The organism is uncultured Gemella sp. (assembly GCF_963525875.1).
Classification (GTDB): Bacteria; Bacillota; Bacilli; order Staphylococcales; family Gemellaceae; genus Gemella.
The window spans coordinates 1-20,670 of record NZ_CAURMG010000028.1 but is presented as its reverse complement, the minus strand read 5'-3'; the positions used below and the strand labels follow the sequence as shown (position 1 = coordinate 20,670).

The following is a 20,670-nucleotide window of genomic DNA, read 5'->3' as shown; positions in this document are numbered from 1 at the left end:
TCTGGTTTTTCCCATTCTGAAGGTGTTGGAGATGTTACAGACTCCCATTTAGCATCTGCAGGAATTTCCCAATTATCTTCTACAACACGTCCTGTTTTTTCTCCAGTATACACTTTTCTTGAAACTGTTACTTTTTGTGTCACTGGACTAGAAATGATATTACCCTCATTATTTTTTTCAATATAATTAATAGTTCTTATAATATCTTTAGTTTCTACTTTTACTTTAGCCTTATCATATAAATAGGTTACTTTCTTAGTTACCTGTCTTTCATAAGTACCCACTACTGGATCAGAATCTGGTTGAACTTCAATAAAAATATAGTCGTTCAGAGCATACCATCTATTTCTAAAATCTTTAAGAATTGGTTCTTTAGTTGTAGTATAAGGCTGTCCTTCAAAATCTCTAGTTTTTGGGAATTCTTTCAAGAGCTCGCCATCTACAGTTTTATAGTACACTTCTAGTTTTCCACGAACATCTTCCGTTCTCAAACCAACAACATTCGATTCTAACCAAACATCTTGTCCATTTTTAAGAAAAATTTGAGAAGTACTTTGCACATAGTTTGGATTATTCTGATCGACACGTAGATTAAAGTTGTGTTTAAAGGCATGCTCTTTTGTTACAGTATAATTATTTTTAAATACATATTTAACGGCAGTAACATCTTTCCAATTTGTAATTTGATCTGCACTTACATATGTTCCAGTAGTTTTGTCAGTAGCAGTTGATGTCGTATAAACTACATCATATTCGTCTGAATCATCAACTATTGGACCTTCTAAATATGTTAGAGCTTCCGTCTTAGGTATTAGTACTACAGCTTCTTTTACTTTTTGAGGAAGATCTGTTAAGTTTTCAATTTGTGGTGATAAGATAACTTCTTGACCATTCTTAACATCAATAATTCCTCGTACACCTGTAGTCCCAGGTTTAGCAATTGTTAAAGAAGATGAATATTCAGCAATATTATTAATAGTAACATTAATATTTGCTTTTGAAATAGATAAACCTGGCTTATGATTTTCAACAAAATTAGCATTAATTGAATTGTCATTACCTATTAATGTCTCCGATTCACTATTCCATACTAAATAAGATTCAATCCCATAAGTTCCAGCTTCAACTTGTCCATTATTTTCAACTTCGAAAGTCAAAGCTGTAGGACTATATAATCCACCTTTTATCCATCTATTTAAATCATAACCAGTAAGATTTAAATCTTTTGAATCAAAGATATAAGCTCGCTTACCTGTTCCTTTATAATTTTCGATAATATTAGTTGGATTTACAGTATCATAAGATTCTTTTAATTTATCATACGGTTCTTTTGCAGCATCACCATTCACTCCACCAAAATGTAATGTGTATTTTGATAATAAACGATTATCTGCTGCTAATCTAAAGTCTTTCAATGGTAACTTTGGATCTGCTAATAACATTACACTTGTTTTAGTAATATTGGGATCCAATTTATTTATATCGTAAGTCTTACTTCCATCTTTATCTGATTCTATTAACCCAAAATAATCCCCTGCTGAATACGTTACAGCAATAGGAATTGTTTGACCTCTTGTTAACTGATCTTTAGTTAAAGTTTGACTCCCTATTTGATTCATATTTAATGTTAATTTTGTTGGAGTTTTGACATGCCATGCAGAATCACCACTACCCGTAGCAGGACGTTCCATAGCTATAGCACTCTCTATTGTATTCTCTGATGTAGACCCTTGCGCTATTTGATCGTCATAGCGTTGAATTGTTTTATCTTGGGCTTTTTCCTTCCATGTACCAACAGTTACTCCAAGTCTTGATTCTAATCCAGTTATTGTTTTAGAAGTTGAATTATATCTTTGAAATTCATCTACTATACCCGGATGTTTTAGAATTAAATGATCATATTTCTTTTCAGGATTAATTTCAATAGTATTATATAATTCATCAATTGAAGTATATTCTTTCAACAATTCAGCTTGGTTATCTTTAGTTACTCCATATAATTTAAAATTCTCTTTTAAATTTCCTTCTAACTTTTCTCTGTAATAACCTCTAAATTCTCTTGAACCATCAGCTTTTATTTCATTTGTAAATACTCTATTTAACTGGAATTTTGTGAAATAATTCCCTTCTTGATCTTTTGGAATAAAATAGTTTATATACTGACTTGGTAAAAATGCTCCATCACCTTTTAATTTATCATTTGGAATAGAAAATCTAGCGTTAAATTTGTCCTCATTACTTGCATGTGAATATAATCGTTGATTGGTTTCAGGAAAAATTCTTGTATCCAGATCTTTAACAGCAGGAACACCATCACCAAGATATAATCTAAATCCATCAGGATTTTCTAATGTCTGAGTAAATGTTGAACCATCAGGTCTATGTCCGACAGCTTTATAAACGATATTAGCGTTAAAACCTTTAGTAGAATTTGACTCAATTACTCTTTCAATAGCTTCCGGAGTATTAAATGCACCTTCTTTTACCTTCAGAATTGGTCCACCATAAAGTAAGCTTTGATCAATACCATTCTTTTCATCTGGATGTAATGTTAAAACTCCATTTTCTAATGTCCAAAACTTATTATTTTTTGTATTTATTGGATCTAATTCTAAGAAATCTGGTATTCCACTAATCGTATAATCATAACTTGTTAAACGTCCATTCCCATTTTGTTCCGTTTCTTGATTATTGAAAAAGCTTTGATCACTCATAATAAATGGTAATCTAAATGTATTGCCTTCAATTGGCTTGAAAGTTCCATTCGAAACTGATCCCATTTTAAATTCTGGTAATGGAGCTCCAAACTGATCAACCATATATTTTACTGTTTTTGGTCGCCACTCTTTTTCTCTATATAAAATTTCTGATAAATAGTCAAAAGAAGCTCTAGCTGATTTCGTTGATAAAGTTTCTCCACCTGCTATAAAATCAGTATTAACTGATAATACATCGCCTTTCGATGGAGCATTTTTTATAGAGGTACCCACATATAATTTTAATAAACTTTCAGCAACAGTCCCCCCGCTCATGGGATTTAAATTTAAATCATAAATATAATTTGTAGCAGTTGATAAATCATCTACACTTTTTACAAATGATGAATTTGCAAATTCTGGTTTTTTAGTAGAATGCAAGAATTCTTTTGGTATTGTTACACGTACTTTACCGTCTGTAACTGTTTCAGTTGAAGACGCAGAATAACTAATTGCCAAATTAATAACACGTTCACCGTCACCATTATTAGCAACTGGAATTTGTTTTTCTGTTGGTCCTGTTGATGTATCAAAATGAATTGATCCTGTCAAGGCTTGATTAGTGACTCCAGTACGGAAACCAGTTCCTTCTTCCATCTTTTTACCATTACGACTATCTTGATTTTTATTTTCTTTTGGTGTTTCTTCTGCTTTAATTGATTTTAAGATAGAAGTTAATGAGCTAATTTCTTTTGCTTTAGCATCTACTTCTGTTTGTGTAGCTGATGATTGTGCAAGGCTCTCTGCTGATGCTAACTTACTAGTAGCATCGTCAATCATTGATTGTCGTTTAGAGTTGTTTTTAATTCTTTCTAATTGAGCTTTTAACTCTTCAATTTTTTTATTCAGAAGCGACTTATCAACTTCTTTTGTTGTACTTTCCACTTGACTATTTTCACCTGACTGAGTTGCTAACTTTTCTGCAACAGCTGCAGCTACTTTCTCAGGACTATTAACAATTTTATTCACTACTGGTTTTACAGAATTCTCTAGAATAGTATTAGGGTTATTCACTCCTTCATCTGAATTATTAGTAGCTTCTCGTGCTTGAGTACCATTATCACTAGCTTCTACGACACCAACTCCAAAAAATAGACCTACTCCAATTAGAACACTCGCTGCTCCTACTTTAAATTTTTTAATGGAATAGGTTTCCACCTTTTCTCCAGAGAGTTCATGGAATTTTTTTTTGTTGTTTTTTCCTATCATTTATAATATTTCTCCTTCTAAATTATAAAAATTTATATATTATAATATCACAAAAAATGTCTCTAATAAAGAGATATTACTTACTTTTTTCAAAAAAAAAAAACAGATAAATAAACAATTATTATACTATATATACTAGAAAATGCTTAAATAATAGTAATTATAATTAATAATTTACCAAAATAAATAATACAAAAATATTTTTTGTATACTTTAAATATACTTTAAATAAAAATATAAATAGTTATTTTATTTTAATATTAATTATCAATTAGAAAGAAATATTGGTAATATTAATATTTTCCTGTAATATAAAATAAAAAAAGCATACCGAAATGGTATACTTCTATAAAATGGAGATGGCGGGATTTGAACCCGCGTCCAAAAATACCTCCCCTTAGCCTCTACATGTTTAGTTTACCTATTGAATTTAATTCTCCACTTAAGCCGATAAACAGGCAATGAAAAACGAGTTTGATTAATCTCTTACTTCTTTCTACAAACAGAAGAAAAAAATCGTAGACTGCTAAGAATGAACCGATTAGCTTTGTCACAGTCAAACAAAGTAATCAGCCTTTAGCTTATTAAGCTGCTAAAGCGTAATTTGTTTTTTCGCCAGTTATATTTAACTGATGTGTTGTTAAAGAAGACAACCCTCCTACATGCCACCAAGAAGACTAGCATCCCTGTCGAATCCTAAACATCCCCAAATGTGATTAATCTATTTTACCATAAATTTTAACTTATGTAAAATTTTATTGTCTTAGACTCACTCCAAGATAAACTTCCTATCAACAACTATGCTAATTATGTTATAATTAATATTGGATAATAAAATTTTAAAGGAGGTACCATGGAAACCCTTATTAATAGATTACGCCCTACTAAAATAAACGACATAATCGGTCAGCATCATTTAATTGGCGATGGAAAAGTTCTTTCTAAAATAGTAGAAAGCAAAAAAATGTTTTCTTTTATATTATATGGTCCCCCTGGCACAGGAAAGACTTCAATCGCTAATGCTTTAGCTAATGAACTAGACTATAAATTCAAAATATTAAATGCTGTAAATTGTACAAAAAAGGACTTAACTGCTGTGATAGAAGAATCAAAAAGATTTAAAAAAGTTATTCTACTTCTTGATGAATTTCATAGATTAACTAAACCTATGCAAGATATACTGCTTCCTGAAATAGAATTTGATAATATTTATGTTATTGGATGTACGACAAATAATCCTTATCATACGGTAAATCCAGCAATTAGATCACGTTTAATTATTTTCGAATTACAACAAGTTTCTAATGATGATATTTATAGATATCTAAAAGAAATAGCAAATAATAAGGAAATATTTCCAAAAGAATTAATAATTGAAGATGATGTATTTAAAACAATTTCTCTTAACTCTTCTGGCGATTTAAGATTCTCGTTAAATACTTTTGAGATTTTGTATAATTTATCAAATGAAGGTGAAATTGTCACAAAAGAGAAGCTATTAAACTTATCCCTAGGAAAATTCAAAGCATATGACAAAGATGGTGATGCCTTTTATGACGTTATTAGTGCTTTTCAAAAGTCTATACGAGGAAGTGATGTAGATGCATCGCTATACTACTTAGCATTATTAATTAATAGTGGAGATTTAGATACAATTTATAGAAGAATGAGCGTCATAGCTTATGAAGATATTGGTCTTGCTAATCCAAATATCGGACCTTTTGTACATGCTGCTATTGAAAGTTCAAAAATGCTTGGACTGCCTGAAGCAAGAATACCTTTAGCTAATGCGGTTATCCAATTAGCTCTTTCGTTAAAATCTAATAGTGCTTATATGGCAATCGACAATGCACTACATGAAACTAAAACAAATCCAAAATTCATAATTCCTGATCACTTGAGAGATGCACATTATTACGGAGCTGATAAACTAAATCGCGGTGTTGGTTACCAATATCCACACAGTCATCCTACTGGTTATATTAAGCAACAATATCTTCCAGATAACTTAATAGGAAGAACATTCTATACACCGAAAACTAATAATAAGAATGAACAAAATCTTGCACAATATAAAAAATTTATAGATAATTTGAAATAAAAAAAGGGCATGACTCAACATAATCGATTTCTTAAGAAATCATGATTTTATAGAGTCATTCCTTTTTTTACTCACCTAATATTTTAACTTCACATTCAAGTTCAACACCTGAAACTTCAAAAACTTTTTTCTGAACTTCTTTTATTAAATTTTTATAATCTTCGCACGTTGCAGAATTTATATTAACCATAAACCCAGCGTGTTTTTTTGAAACTTGTGCTCCACCTACAGTTAAACCTTGCAATCCTGCATCTTGAATTAGTTTTCCTGCAAAGTAACCTTCTGGTCTTTTAAATACAGATCCACATGAGGGGTATTCTAAAGGTTGCTTATCCGAACGCATTTTATTCAATTTTTCTACTTTAGAGATGATTTCTTCTTTATTTCCTTTTTTCATTTGGAAATACACTCTAGAAATGATTTCATTTGTTTCTTGAATTACAGAATGTCTATATGAAAATTCCATCTGTTCATTTGTGTATATTTTCTTTTCACCATCTCTAGTGAAAACTTCAACTTTTTGAACAACTTCCTTCATTTCACCACCATATGCTCCAGCATTCATGAAGATTGCTCCACCTACACTTCCCGGAATACCACATGAAAATTCGAGATTTGTTAAGTTATTTTCTATACAAAAATCAGTAAGTTCTTTAAGTGTTAACCCTGCATAACAAGAAATAACATCGCCTCCTAGTAATTCTATATTATTCATACCACTAGTAATAGCTACAATTCCTGCAATACCATTATCAGAAATTAATACGTTTGAACCATTTCCTAAAATAGTTAGTTCTATGTTGTTTTCGTTGCTAAATTTAATAACATTTTGTAAATCTTGTTCATTTGTTATTTTTACTAAAACTTCTGCGTTCCCACCCGTTTTCGTAAAACTATATTTTCTTAGAGGTTCATTATACAATACTTCACTACTTAGAAGAATTTCCTCAATTTTTTTTGTCTTAATCATTTTTTTCAATCCTTTTTAACATATCATTTATAAATATTACTTTTTTCGTTGAATAATCTTTAAACGAAAGTTCTTTATTATTATTTTTAAACGAATTATATTCATTCTTTAAAACTTCATCATTAAAAACTTCTTTAATTTTTATAAAATCTTTATGTATTTCCGTATCTCGTTGGACTACATTTAGTACTACATCATAGCTCATTGTTAGATAATCAATTATTCTAGCGTACTTAATTACACCTTTTAATCCATTATGAGCTATTCTATGATAACCTATATTATTTAACCTTTTCTCATCAAATGTTGTTATCTCATGTAAATTCTCAACAACAACAAGAATGTCTACAATTTTTTCTCCTAATACCTGTGTAGTACTCGTTACACCAATATGTAAGAACTCACACTTCGGCATTTTTGGAATCTCTTGTATTTTTTTTATTTCTTCTAAAAATATATTAACAAAGACCTCATTGTCTTTTATTTCTTCAATTTTAACAGTTCTCTTATCCATTTATAAAATCCTATCTTAAAATTAAACATTCTTATATATTATAGACGTTATTTCTTACAAAGTAAAGTTATATCTAAATTTGAATAGATACGCTATTACAAAGACCATCCTTTGAATCTATCTAATCTCATTTTTAACAACATTTTTCATAACAAAAACAATTTTTTTCATGGTCGTTTATCATACCAATAGCTTGCATATAACTATAAATTATGGTACTTCCTACAAAGCTAAATCCTCTTTTCTTCATATCTTTACTTATCTTGATAGACAAATCAGATTCACTAGGAGCATCTTTGTAACTTTCTAACTTGTTATCGATTTTTTTATAATCTGTAAAACCCCAGATATACTTGTCAAAACTTCCAAACTCTTTTTGCACTTTGATAAATGCTAGAGCATTTTTTCTAACTGAATAGATTTTCAACTTATTTCTTATAATACTCTCATCTTCCCTTAATGATTCTAAATATTCTTCTGTATAATTTGCACAAATATTATAGTCAAAATTATCAAAAGCACGTTTAAAATTTTCACGTTTTTTTAATATTAGCGACCAGCTTAATCCTGCTTGCATCCCCTCTAATACTAAGTATTCGAATAACATCTGTTCATCATGGGTTTCTCTACCCCATTCATTATCATGATATTCAATATCTAAAGGATCTTTTGCCCATGGGCATCTATGTTTACTCATGTACAGCCTCCAAATTATTATTCACAATAGCCAACATTTCTCTTATGCGTCTGATGCTATATCTTTCTTTTTTATCAATCTCAAGGAAGAATCCATCTTTTGCAACAATACGTGTGTCCTTATGCGGCGTTAAAGCTGTAAATAGTTCTTTTCCTTTAAGACTGTTCATAACATCTTTATCAAATGTTATAACTACCTTATTCGCTAATTCTTTTATACTAGTTACCATAGTGTTTTTTGCCATAACTTTTAAATAACAAATATCTATCAGATTATTTACTTCTTCTCCAAAATCAGAGAATCTATCTATTAAATCTTCAACGATACTTTCTATTTCTTCATCACTTACAACATTATTCAATCTCTTATAGAAATCTATTTTATCAGCATCACTAGAGATATACTCTTTTGGAATAAAGGCATCTACATTAAGTTTGATTTCAAGATCATCAGTCTCAACTTCAAAAATATCTTTTTTAATTTTCGGAGCTGATTCTTTAATTATATTTTCATAGTAACTAACATCCTGTGTTCTATCTTTCTCTAATAAAGGTTCTAAAATTCCTTTTTTAGCTTGAATTTCTTGTTCTAACATTTGAGAATATAGCGTATAACCTACCGAATCGATGAATCCATGTTGTCTTCCACCTAGAACATCACCTGCTCCACGAATAGATAAATCTTGCATAGCAATCTTAAATCCGCTTCCTAGAGATGTAAAGTTCTTAATCGCTGATAATCTTTTCTCTGAGTTTTCTGTTAATGATTTAAACGGTTCATACATTAAGTACGCATAGGCTTCTCTACTACTACGTCCTACTCGTCCACGAAGTTGATACAGTTGACTTAATCCAAAACGATCAGCATCTTCTACTATCAAAGTATTTACATTTGAAATATCTATACCAGTCTCAATAATAGTCGTCGATATTAACATGTCATATTTCCTATCGATAACATCAGACATAATATTCTCAAGTTCTCTTTGACTCATTCTACCGTGGGCATAAGCAATATTAATATCAGGCAATAAACGTTTTAGTTCTAAGTACTTCTCGTCGATTGTTTCTACTCTATTATAAACATAGAATACCTGACCTCCGCGATTAACCTCATTCATAACCGCTTCTTTGATAACCATTTTATTCTGGGCTGTTACAAAGGTTTGAATAGGTTGACGTTCTCTAGGTGGAGTCTCTATTACAGATAAGTCCCTAATTCCAATTAAACTCATATGCAGTGTTCTTGGTATAGGAGTTGCGCTAAGAGTAAGTACATCTACCGTATTTTTAAGATGTTTAATTTTTTCTTTATGTTTAACTCCAAAACGTTGCTCTTCATCTATTATTAATAAACCTAAGTCTTTGTACTTAAACTTATCATTCAATAACTTATGAGTTCCAACGATAATATCAATCTTACCATCTTCAAGTTTCTTACAAATTTCGGTAATATCTTTTGCAGATTTGAACCTACTAACAACTTCTATATTAACAGGAAAATTCGCAAATCTACTTACAAAATTATCATAGTGTTGTTCGGCTAATAGCGTTGTCGGTACTAAAACAGCGACTTGCTTATTATCAGTAACAGCTTTAAATGCAACCCTCATAGCAACTTCCGTCTTACCGAATCCAACATCTCCGCAAAGGAGTCTATCCATCGGTCGTTCTTTTTCCATATCTCTTTTTATTTCTTCAGTTGCTTTCACTTGATCATCAGTTGGAACATACGAAAAATCAGCTTCGAATTCTGACTGCATACTACCGTCAAAACTATAAGCATATCCCGAACTTAACTCACGTTTAATATATAGTTTAATCAAGTCCTCAGAAATATCTTCAATTTCTTTTCGAACTTTATTCTTAGTCTTTTGCCAATTTTTAGTACCAAGTTTATTTAAAGCTGGTTTCCTATTATCAGTAGAAGCGGTATATTTTTGAATATAGTTCATATTATTTATATCTACATAAATAATATCCCCACCATCGTAGACGATCTTTAAGAAGTCTTTATATACTCCCCCTACTTCTACATTCTCAATACCTTCATATAAACCAATACCGTGACTAACATGGACAATATAATCCCCAACATTTAGTTCTTGATAGTTTCTTATTTTTTCTGAATTTGTATACTTGAATTTTACACGTCGTTTTTTTCTTTCTTCTTCAGTAAATAGTTCACGCGGAGTTAATAGGAATATTTTATTTTTTCTATCTTCTAATCCCTTAAGATGATATTTATTTACATCAATAAAAATCTTCCCTTCTTTTACACCGTAATAAATATCATCATAAAAATAATTATCAAATAACACTTTCTCAACATAATCTTTTTGTTTTTGTGTGTTTAACGAGATAATTACTTTAAAATTATCCGTTATTTTCTCCCTGATTTCTTTAGCTAAATATTCCTCGCTTGAATAATACGCTAAATCAATTATTTCTAAGTTAAAGTTTTTCTCGATAATTTTATCATTTAATTTCAAAGTAGATAAATAGTATTTTCTAGTATCTAAATTTTGTATTTTTTCAAATGCTATATTATCTATTACATCTTGATAAATATAACTTCTGTTTATTTCCTGTAGACTTGTTAAAAAGTACTCTCTTAGACCTTCTATCTTTTCTATGATTTTATGATAATTGTCATAGAAGATAATAGTATCTTCTGTTAAATAATCTACAATACTAAATGAATTTTCATATATTAAATTTGAAAAACTTTCTAAATCACTGAAATCTCCAGTAGCTTTATAGATTTCTATTCTTTCTTGAAGATATGTACTAATCTCTTGATAATTTGCATCTTCTTTTATTTTTTTATCATTTAATTTAGTCAGTATTTTTTCAACAACTAAATCTTTCTCCTCAGAAGTAAGGAAAAAATCACTTGTAGGATAAATAACAGTACTATTGATTTTATCAAGCGATCTCTGTGTAATTTCATCAAAAGTTCTCATACTATCAAGCTCATCATCGAAGAAGTCTAACCTTATCGGCTTTTCACTTAAAGGAGAAAAAATATCAACTATACTACCTCTTTTAGAAAATTCCCCTACTACATCAACACTTTCAACTCTACGATACCCCATATTTACTAATTTACTTTGTAACTCATCAAAGCTAATGATAGTATCATCACTAATTTCAAAGCTATTATTCTTAAAGTCACTAGGCTTTTTCACAGTTCTATAAATAGCTTCTATAGGAATAATAATTATACTGTGTATATTATTTACCAAGTTCTCAAGAACTTTTATCGAATTTTGAACTAAATCATTACTCTTAGAAGTATGACGTTTTAATATATCAATTTCTGGATAAATGTATGTTTCACTTTCAAAATCATTTAGTATTGTAAATAACTCTTCAGCTTCTGCTTTACTCTGTGATAAAACTACAACTGTTTTATTACTTTGTTTATATTCATTATATATTTTCAAAGCACGTGTTGTTATATTTTGACCATAAATCCCTATGTTTTTATACTTTTTTTCTAATTGTAAATCTACAATTCCCAAAAGACTGTCTTTAATCATATACGCTCCTTTCTACGACAAATAATAGCAAAGAGGGAGTAATTCAAAAATCGTGATTTCAAAGAAAATGATTTTATCAAATCAATCCCACAAAAATTTATTAGATATCTTAAAATCTTTTATAAAGCAAATTTAGCTATCAACAAACCTCTGCATCTATAAGTTTTAATATAAGTTTTTTTATTTATTCTGCAAATATTCTAGTTGTATTTGTTCATCAAATCCACAAAACTCATTTTTGAGAAATCTTCAATACAATTTATACTTTTAGAATAAATCTTTTCAATTTCACTCATCTCATCTTTTGAAAATCTACCAAGTACATAGTCAACTACTTTCATAGGAGGCGTAGGTCTATCGATTCCAATTTTAAGTCTATTGAATTTTTCTGTTCCAAGATGACTTATTATGCTCTTAATTCCATTATGCCCACCGCTACTTCCTTTTGCTTTAAGTTTAAAGTTTGCAGTTTTAGTATCTAAATCATCATAAATTACTAAGATGTCTTCTATATCAATCTCAAAATAATCATAAAACTTCCCTACTGCTTCACCCGAAAGATTCATATATGTTGTAGGTTTAATCAACAAATATTTAATTCCGTTATGATAAGTCATAGCATATTCTGCATTAAATTTTGTTTTATCAAAAGTTACATTCCATGATTTTGCAAGTTCATCAAGAACCATAAATCCTATATTATGTCTTGTATTTTCATATTGTTTTCCTGGATTTCCTAATCCAACTATCAATTTCATAATTTATCCTCACTTTATTTATTTACTATCGAATTCACGACTTAAAGAAGACAACGGACACCGCTGTCTTCTTTAAATATCTATTTAATTTAATTAATTATTATTCAAAAAGAACACTTACTGGTTCGTTATTGTGAATCTTATAAATAGCTTTAGCTATTAAATCACCTACACATAACGGCACCATTTTATCTAGTTTTTTCTCTTCTGGTATATCAATTGTGTTAGCATACACTAATTCTTTAATTGGAGAATTTTCAATTCTATCTAATGCTTGTCCACTTAGTACGGCATGTGAGCAACTTGCATAAACTTCTTTTGCTCCTCTATCTTTAAGTGCTTGAGCTCCTAAAGTAATAGTACCCGCTGTATCAATAATATCATCTATAAGGATACAAGTTTTCCCTTCAATGTTACCTACAATATTCATAACTTCAGCAACATTTGGTTTTGGTCTTCTTTTATCAATAATTGCGATTGGTGTATTTAAAGCGTCGGCTAATTTTCTAGCACGAGTTACGCCACCGTGATCTGGTGATACAACAACAACTTCTTCCATATCTGGAAGTTTTTCTTTAAAATATTTCGCAATAATTGGTACACACATAAGGTGATCAACTGGAATATCAAAGAATCCTTGAATTTGAAGTGCATGAAGATCTAATGCAATTATACGATCTGCTCCTGCTACTTCTAATAAGTTAGCAACTAATTTAGCTGTAATAGGTTCACGACTTCTTGCTTTTCTATCTTGACGTGCATATCCGTAATAAGGAATCACAACATTAATAGTGTCTACTGAAGCACGTTTAAGTGCATCTATCATAATCAATAAAGTCATTAAATTGTCATTTACAGGACCACTAGTAGATTGTAGTACGAATACTTCGCTACCACGTACACTTTCCTCTATATTAATTGAAACCTCTCCGTCACTGAATTTTTTCACACTACATTTACTTAGTTCTACTCCTAGTGACTTCGCTACTTGTTGTGCTAATGGAATATTAGCATTCAATGAAAACAGCTTTAATGGTTTATCTACAAGCATATAAAATTTTCTCCTTAAAAATTGGTTCGATAGTAATACAGATGTATTCCGTTAATTATTATAGCATAAATATTAGATAATTTCTACTAATTCAAGTATAGACTAATTAAAATCAATTTTTTTACTATCAAATGATTCCCAATTTAATTATCAAACTCCAACTATCACTATATTAATATTTTTTACATTTCAAAACAAAATACTCCTATAAATAACATTCTATGCTACATTTTTATTAATTTGAATCTAATATTCGTATTTTATGTATACTTCAGTATATTTTTTAATTATTTCGACTATTTTTTTTAGTTTTTAGTTTATTTTATAATCATAATATGCTATCATTATAAAATATAGAGTAAAAGAAATTTAATAAACATTTAACTTTTTAAAGATTCATTTCAATGTTTATAGTTAACATAGTTTTTTATATACTTATTATTTTATTAAGCCCTTATATTTTAAACTATAATATTTCTTTTTTCTTAATTTTTATAAACAAAAGGAGTACCATTATGGATAAAATTTTTGAACTTATTGAAAAAGAACAACATAGACAAGACACCAACATTGAACTTATAGCAAGTGAAAACTTTGTTTCTAAAGACATTCTAAAAGCAACAGGAAGTATTTTAACAAATAAATACGCTGAAGGTTATCCTGGAAAAAGATACTATGATGGATGTGAAGTAATTGACGAAATAGAATCTCTTGCAATAGATAGATTAAAAGAACTTTACGATGCAAAATTTGCAAACGTGCAAGCACACTCAGGATCAAGTGCAAACATCGCAGTTTACTTATCTTTATTAACACCTGGTGATACTGTTTTAGGGATGAGTATGGATGCTGGTGGTCACCTAACTCACGGTAGTAAAGTTAGCTTTTCAGGAAAACTGTTCAATGCGGTTTCATATGGTGTAGATAAAGATACTCATCTTATAGACTATAACGAAGTACTTCGAATTGCTAAAGAGCATAAACCAAAAATGATTATTGCGGGATCAAGTGCATACTCTCGTGTAATTGATTTTGCTAAATTTAGAGAAATTGCTGATGAAGTAGGTGCTTACTTAATGGTCGATATGGCTCACATCGCTGGTCTTGTCGCTGCTGGCTTACATCCAAATCCAGTACCTTATGCTGATGTTGTTACATCAACTACACACAAAACTTTAAGAGGACCTCGTGGTGGAATTATTCTTACTAATAATGAAGAGATAGCAGTTAAAATTAATAAGATGATTTTCCCTGGAGCACAAGGAGGACCTTTAGAGCATGTAGTAGCAGCCAAAGCGATTTGTTTTGCAGAAGCACTTAAACCAGAATTCAAAGTATATCAACAACAAGTAGTTAAAAATATGAAAGCTATGGTAGAAGCATTTAAAGTTAATAACATTCCAGTTGTATCTAATGGTAGTGATAACCACCTATGTTTAATTGATACGTATTCTACTTATAACGTTACTGGTCATGATGCTAGTAATCTATTAAGTAAAGCTAAAATTACATGTAATAAAAATGGTATCCCATTTGATACATTACCTCCAATGAAAACTAGTGGTCTACGTTTAGGAGCTGCCGCTATGACAACTAAGGGGTATGTTGAAGAAGATTTTGTGGAAATTACAAACATTATTTGTGATTTACTAAAAAATGGTGAAAGCTATTTAGAAACAGCTCAAAATAGAGTAAAAGCATTAGTATCAAAAGAAAGAAAAGAATTTAGATAAAAATAATATTTCAAATGAGGGTGACTCAAAAATCAATTTCTCTGAAATCCAGATTTTTGAGTTATCCTCGTTTTTTACGAACTATTTCATTTTAATATTATTTATATTGTTCGTATTTTTACAAAGAAAAATTTAAATTAGTTTTAAATCGTTGACAACGTTCGTTTTTTATGTTATATTTATAAAAATTCTTTAGGAGAAATGAAAATATGAATAACAAAAAAATTATAAAAGCATCTTTTTTCCATAGTCCTAAATATGGAGATATTGAATTTTTAAAACAGGCGCTAGTCTTTGTTTCTAGTAATGGTATTATATCTAAAGTCATTAGACAGGATGATGAGAATTACCTAGAATTATTAGAAAAGCATTCAAAAGATAATAACTTCTTTGATTTCAAAGATAAAATTATTTTACCTGGATTTATTGATTTACATATTCATGCTCCCCAATGGCCACAAGCTGGTCTTGCATTGGATGACGAATTAAGTTATTGGTTAAATAATTTCACATTCCCTTTAGAATCAAAATATCAAGATCTAGACTACGCTCGAGAAGTATATTCTGATTTAGTAAAAACATTACTTGCTAACGGAACTACTTCGGCAATGTACTTTGGTACTATACATAATGAGGCAACACTTGAATTAGCAAAAATTTGTGCTAGTTATGGTCAAAGAGGATTCGTTGGAAAAGTAGTAATGGATGATAAAACAATGAATCCTGATTTCTATCGTGATAATAGTACAAAAGAAGCTATAGATAATACTGAAAAATTCATTTTAGATGTACAAACACTTGCAAAAGATGTATTTCAAGGTGTATATCCAGTTATTACTCCTCGTTTTGTTCCAAGTTGTACTGACAATGCACTTCTTGAATTAGGAAAATTAGCAAAAAAATATAATTGTTATATTCAAAGTCACTGCAGCGAGAGTGACTGGGAGCATAATTTTGTTATAGAACGTTTCGGAAAAAGAGATTCAGAGGTCTTAGACCAATTTGGTTTACTAACTGATAAATCAGTTATGGCTCACGGAAATTTTATTAACTCAGAAGATGCAGATATTTTTAAAAAGCAAAAATCTTCTGTTTGTCATTGTCCTATTTCTAATTCATATTTTGCAAACGCAGTGTTCCCTGTTAATCAGCTAAAAAAACAAGGTTTAAATATTTGCCTAGGTACTGACATATCCGGTGGATTCTCACCTAGTCTTTATGACAATATAAAGCATACAGTTATGGCTAGCAGAATGCTAAATGATGGAGTAGATAATAAACTCGATGCTAATAATCGTGGAACAAATAATGCGAGAGTTAGTGTATTTGAAGCTTTTTATCTTGCCACTACGGGCGGTGGTGAGGCTTTAAAATTACCTTTAGGTATTTTTAAAGAGGGTTACATTTGTGACTTTCAAGTAATTGATATTAATTCGCCTAGCAACAAACTTCCAAAATATTTAGACAATGAAGAAGATAAGCACCTTCTTCAAAAAATATTATATCTTTCTACATCAGAAAATATTAGAGAAGTTTGGGTTCAAGGTAAACAAATTCTAAAAAAAGATTAATAACATATATTAAAATTAAGGAGAAATGTTTTTATGTCAAAAAATAAGAATCATTTAACTATAGGAGTTGAAGAGAATATCCCATTTTCTCAATCCCTAATTTTAGGTTTACAGCACGTCCTAGCGATGGATGTCTACGTACCGCCTTTCATTTTAGCAACTGCGCTTGCTTTATCACCTGGTGATGCTACTGGACTTATTCAATCTACTTTTCTTGGTGCAGGTATCGCCTCGTTAATTCAGGTATTATTCTACTTAAAATTACCAGTTTGTCAAGGTCCATCATTTATCCCACTAGGTGCTATTATTGGTATATATATGGGAACAAAAAATCTTGGAACTGTTCTTGGTGCAAGTATAGTTGGTGCAATATTAGTAATCTTACTTGGATATTCTGGTATTTATAAATATATAGTAAAAAATTATATTCCATCTATTGTTAGTGGAACAATAATTATGATAGTCGGATTAACTCTACTTCCTTCAGCATTTGTTAGTAATATCTACATCGAAGGTAACGGATTAACTATGAAGCAAAATGTACTATTAGCTTTCATAACAGCTGCTTCTTTAATACTATTTTCTACTCTAGGAAATTACGTTAATAAATTTAAAAGAGTATTCCAAATTTCATCTGTAATTATCGCATTAGGTATTGGAACATTTTCAGCATATTTAATGGGAGGATTTAGTACTCAAGGAATTAAAGATGCTAACTTTTTCTCAATGCCAAAACTGTTATTTTTAGATTATAATATACATTTTGAAATTTCTGCTATTATAACAATGATCATAATCTATATGGTTCTTTTAGCTGAAACTACTGGTACATGGTATGCAGTAAGTTCAGTTATAGATGAACCTCTAAGCGATTCTCAAGTGAATAAAGGAGTTATTGGTGAAGGTATTGGATGTCTAGCAGCAGCTCTTGTAGGTGCAACACCTGTTACAGGATATTCTACTAACGCTGGTATCATCTCTATCACTGGGGTAGCTAGTAGAAAAGTATTTGTAATGGCTTCATTCTGGTTTATCGGATTATCATTCTTAGGCAAACTTTCTGCAATTATTAATTCAATTCCTTCTGCTGTTATTGGAGGTGTTTTCTCTGTAGTATGTATTATCATCCTACTAAACGGATTTAGAGTTGTTAAGAATCTAGATTTCTCTGAAAGAGAATTATACATTATCGGAGTACCTTTAATGTTTACAATTGGATTATTATTCATTCCAGCAGAATTAAAAGCTAGTGCTCCACAATTACTTCAATACTTAATAGGTTCTCCTATTGCTGTTGGTGCAATTGTAGCAATAATAATGAATAAACTTATTCCTATAGAAAAATAATATTAGAATTTAAAAACTGATGTTCATACGAGCATCAGTTTTATTCTTATTAATTTTATATTTTTTTAAAATATAGTATAATGATAAATGCAAATTAAAAATACAGAAATGGAGATATATTGATGACGGAAAAGAAAATGAATGTTGAAAGTTTTAATCTAGATCACACAAAAGTTGTTGCACCATATATTAGATTAGTTGGTGTGTATTCTGGTGATAATGGAGATAAAATTTACAAATATGATATAAGATTTTGCCAACCAAATAAAGAACACTTAGAAATGCCTAATCTTCACTCTTTAGAGCACCTAATCGCTGAACTAATCAGGAATCACCTTGATAATGTGCTAGATTTTGGTCCTATGGGATGCCAAACTGGTTTCTACCTATCAGTAATCAACAACGATAGCTACGAAGAAGTTGAAGAAGCTTTAGCAAAAACTTTAGAAGATGTTCTTGTTGCTACTGAAGTACCAGCGTGTAACGAAGTACAATGCGGATGGGCAGCATCTCACTCTTTAGAAGGTGCTCAAATGGAAGCTAAAAGATTCTTAGAAAAACGCTCTGAATGGAAAAACGTTTTTAGCAATTAATCGAAATTTATTCAAAATAAAAATGAGAAGTACACTTGATTCTGTAATCATTTGTACTTCTCATTTTTTAATTATTTACTGCTGTACTTTCTTCTAACTCCTAAAAGACCTATCATTAATCCTAGTCCAACTAAAACTATGCCTTGTTCAGAAGATGATTCCCCTGTTTTTGGAAGAGATTCTTTTTTCTCAAATTTATTACTCAATTTGTCTATATTTTGTGTAGCATCATTATTGTTTGAAGTATACTTATGAAGTTGATTATTTCTATTTAAATGATTTTCATTTTGAGTTATATTAGCATTTAATTTTTCAAGATTATCATTTAAACGATAACTAGCTTCATCAATATTATTTCTTACAACTTTCGAATTTTCTTTTCTAGTTTCATTATTTTTTAAATGTAGCGATGCTGAACCTTCGATATTATTAATTGTTAATTCCTTTTCATTAGATTTCTCTTTTTTATTAAAATCAACTATCGCAAACAAACTAAAATGATTAATATTAAATTGAACTACTCTGTTATTTACTTCTGAAGGAATCAACGTTAACTTACCAGTTTTATCCACATGATATATTTCAATTTCGCTACTTTCATTTTCCAGTAAAGCTATTCGAACTATTCTTTCATTGTTTAAATGCACTACGTTATTATCCATAGATAATTTCAAATCTAGGATTCTCACTTTATCCTTATCTACAGATAATTCTTTACTAATATTACTCAATTGTTGAACATCCTTAACGGCTTTAACATTTAATGAAATATTATCAATTTTATTATTAAATAATTCTACTTCAACTCCTGATTTACCGTCATTAATCTTTTCTACTTTTCCTACTGGAGCACTTTCTTGAATTAACGCTTCACCTTTCTCGCTTACTACTAATTCTGGTAAGACTTCTTCTCTTAACGACTCACCTTTTTCACTTACTACTAATTCTGGTAAAGCTTCTTCTCTTAGCACCTCACCTTTCTCGCTTACTACTAATTCCGGTAAGGCTTCTTCTCTTAGCACCTCACCTTTCTCGCTTACTACTAATTCCGGTAAGGTTTCTTCTCTTAGTGATTCACCTTTCTCGCTTACTACTAATTCTGGTAGGACTTCTTCTCTTAGCGCCTCACCTTTCTCGCTTATCACTAATTCTGGTAGGGCTTCTTCTCTTAATGGCTCTCCTTTTTCACTTACCACTAATTCTGGTAAGGCTTCTTCTCTTAATGATTCACCTTTCTCACTTACCACTAATTCTGGTAGGGCTTCTTCTCTTAGCACCTCACCTTTCTCGCTTACTACTAATTCCGGTAAGGTTTCTTCTCTTAGTGATTCACCTTTCTCGCTTACTACTAATTCTGGTAGGACTTCTTCTCTTAGCGCCTCACCTTTCTCGCTTATCACTAATTCTGGTAGGGCTTCTTCTCTTAATGGCTCTCCTTTTTCACTTACCACTAATTCTGGTAAGGCTTCTTCTCTTAATGATTCACCTTTCTCACTTACCACTAATTCTGGTAGGGCTTCTTCTCTTAATGATTCACCTTTCTCGCTTACTACTAATTCCGGTAAGTCTTCTTCTCTTAGCGCCTCACCTTTCTCGCTTACTACTAATTCTGGTAAAGCTTCTTCTCTTAGTGATTCACCTTTCTCACTTACTACTAATTCTGGTAAAGCTTCTTCTCTTAGCGCCTCACCTTTCTCACTTACTACTAATTCCGGTAAGACTTCTTCTCTTAGTGCCTCACCTTTCTCGCTTACTACTAATTCCGGTAAGGCTTCTTCTCTTAGCGCCTCACCTTTAGAATCTGTATAAATACGAATAGGAATATT

The 20,670-nt window shown here is 30.3% G+C and carries 13 protein-coding genes and 1 other RNA gene; 5 read left to right on the top strand and 9 right to left on the bottom strand.

Annotated elements, in window-relative coordinates; translation table 11 throughout:
* Together RWQ73_RS05930 and ssrA are read right to left on the bottom strand one after the other, a co-directional pair.
* The coding region (locus RWQ73_RS05930) for a YSIRK-type signal peptide-containing protein (protein ID WP_314407279.1) at window positions 1–3,965 on the bottom strand (3,965 nt) is incomplete at its 3' end.
* Between the two features lie 351 nt (window positions 3,966–4,316).
* Window positions 4,317–4,673, bottom strand: a transfer-messenger RNA (tmRNA) gene (gene ssrA / locus RWQ73_RS05925).
* A gap of 145 nt (window positions 4,674–4,818) precedes the next feature.
* Here ssrA and RWQ73_RS05920 point away from each other — a divergent pair.
* Window positions 4,819–6,066 (top strand): replication-associated recombination protein A, encoded by a 1,248-nt coding sequence (locus RWQ73_RS05920; RefSeq protein ID WP_314407276.1) that lies wholly within the window; start codon window positions 4,819–4,821, stop codon window positions 6,064–6,066.
* 67 nt (window positions 6,067–6,133) lie between these two features.
* Here RWQ73_RS05920 and murB read toward each other — a convergent pair whose 3' ends face one another.
* The 6 genes from murB to RWQ73_RS05890 all read right to left on the bottom strand — a co-directional run bounded on the left by murB (window position 6,134) and on the right by RWQ73_RS05890 (window position 13,600).
* Complete coding sequence (gene murB / locus RWQ73_RS05915; protein WP_314407275.1) at window positions 6,134–7,036, bottom strand: UDP-N-acetylmuramate dehydrogenase; 903 nt, start codon at window positions 7,034–7,036, stop codon at window positions 6,134–6,136.
* Window positions 7,029–7,550 carry a GrpB family protein gene (locus RWQ73_RS05910; protein ID WP_314407273.1) on the bottom strand — a complete coding sequence of 174 codons (522 nt, stop codon included), beginning with the start codon at window positions 7,548–7,550 and terminating at the stop codon, window positions 7,029–7,031. The genes murB and RWQ73_RS05910 overlap by 8 nt, the downstream gene beginning before the upstream one ends.
* A 133-nt stretch (window positions 7,551–7,683) precedes the next feature.
* Window positions 7,684–8,247 (bottom strand): DNA-3-methyladenine glycosylase I, encoded by a 564-nt coding sequence (locus RWQ73_RS05905; protein WP_314407271.1) that lies wholly within the window; start codon window positions 8,245–8,247, stop codon window positions 7,684–7,686.
* Window positions 8,240–11,791, bottom strand: a complete 3,552-nt coding sequence (gene mfd, locus RWQ73_RS05900) for a transcription-repair coupling factor (RefSeq protein ID WP_314407270.1) — start codon at window positions 11,789–11,791, stop codon at window positions 8,240–8,242. Before mfd ends, RWQ73_RS05905 begins: the two co-directional genes overlap by 8 nt.
* 200 nt (window positions 11,792–11,991) lie before the next feature.
* Entirely contained in the window at window positions 11,992–12,549 is a 558-nt protein-coding gene (gene pth, locus RWQ73_RS05895; protein ID WP_314086529.1) for an aminoacyl-tRNA hydrolase, read from the bottom strand.
* 100 nt (window positions 12,550–12,649) lie between these two features.
* A complete protein-coding gene (locus tag RWQ73_RS05890; protein WP_304094048.1) occupies window positions 12,650–13,600 on the bottom strand; it encodes a ribose-phosphate diphosphokinase in 951 nt (316 codons plus the stop codon).
* Between the two features lie 515 nt (window positions 13,601–14,115).
* On the opposite strand from RWQ73_RS05890, the gene glyA reads away from it, so the two are divergent.
* The 4 genes from glyA (at window position 14,116) to RWQ73_RS05870 (ending at window position 18,844) form a co-directional block, all read left to right on the top strand.
* The gene (gene glyA, locus RWQ73_RS05885; protein ID WP_314407268.1) at window positions 14,116–15,333 is read left to right on the top strand and encodes a serine hydroxymethyltransferase; all 1,218 of its coding nucleotides are present in this window, start codon (window positions 14,116–14,118) and stop codon (window positions 15,331–15,333) included.
* A 209-nt stretch (window positions 15,334–15,542) separates the two neighbouring features.
* On the top strand, window positions 15,543–16,904 hold the full coding sequence (gene guaD / locus RWQ73_RS05880; RefSeq protein WP_314407267.1) for a guanine deaminase: 1,362 nt from the start codon (window positions 15,543–15,545) through the stop codon (window positions 16,902–16,904).
* A gap of 33 nt (window positions 16,905–16,937) precedes the next feature.
* Window positions 16,938–18,251 carry a solute carrier family 23 protein gene (locus RWQ73_RS05875; RefSeq protein WP_314407265.1) on the top strand — a complete coding sequence of 438 codons (1,314 nt, stop codon included), beginning with the start codon at window positions 16,938–16,940 and terminating at the stop codon, window positions 18,249–18,251.
* 122 nt (window positions 18,252–18,373) lie between these two features.
* Entirely contained in the window at window positions 18,374–18,844 is a 471-nt protein-coding gene (locus tag RWQ73_RS05870; RefSeq protein WP_314407264.1) for an S-ribosylhomocysteine lyase, read from the top strand.
* Window positions 18,845–18,915: 71 nt separating this feature from the next.
* On the opposite strand, the gene RWQ73_RS05865 is transcribed toward RWQ73_RS05870, so the two are convergent.
* Window positions 18,916–20,670, bottom strand: a 1,755-nt coding sequence (locus tag RWQ73_RS05865) for an LPXTG cell wall anchor domain-containing protein (protein WP_314407262.1), incomplete at its 5' end; no start/stop codon positions are given.

Bases quoted from the DNA above. Each gene is read 5' to 3' on its own strand.
- RWQ73_RS05920 (WP_314407276.1), top strand. From the start codon at position 4,819: ATGGAAACCCTTATTAATAGATTACGCCCTACTAAAATAAACGACATA.
- murB (WP_314407275.1), bottom strand. From the start codon at position 7,036: ATGATTAAGACAAAAAAAATTGAGGAAATTCTTCTAAGTAGTGAAGTA.
- RWQ73_RS05910 (WP_314407273.1), bottom strand. From the start codon at position 7,550: ATGGATAAGAGAACTGTTAAAATTGAAGAAATAAAAGACAATGAGGTC.
- RWQ73_RS05905 (WP_314407271.1), bottom strand. From the start codon at position 8,247: ATGAGTAAACATAGATGCCCATGGGCAAAAGATCCTTTAGATATTGAA.
- mfd (WP_314407270.1), bottom strand. From the start codon at position 11,791: ATGATTAAAGACAGTCTTTTGGGAATTGTAGATTTACAATTAGAAAAA.
- pth (WP_314086529.1), bottom strand. From the start codon at position 12,549: ATGAAATTGATAGTTGGATTAGGAAATCCAGGAAAACAATATGAAAAT.
- RWQ73_RS05890 (WP_304094048.1), bottom strand. From the start codon at position 13,600: ATGCTTGTAGATAAACCATTAAAGCTGTTTTCATTGAATGCTAATATT.
- glyA (WP_314407268.1), top strand. From the start codon at position 14,116: ATGGATAAAATTTTTGAACTTATTGAAAAAGAACAACATAGACAAGAC.
- guaD (WP_314407267.1), top strand. From the start codon at position 15,543: ATGAATAACAAAAAAATTATAAAAGCATCTTTTTTCCATAGTCCTAAA.
- RWQ73_RS05875 (WP_314407265.1), top strand. From the start codon at position 16,938: ATGTCAAAAAATAAGAATCATTTAACTATAGGAGTTGAAGAGAATATC.
- RWQ73_RS05870 (WP_314407264.1), top strand. From the start codon at position 18,374: ATGACGGAAAAGAAAATGAATGTTGAAAGTTTTAATCTAGATCACACA.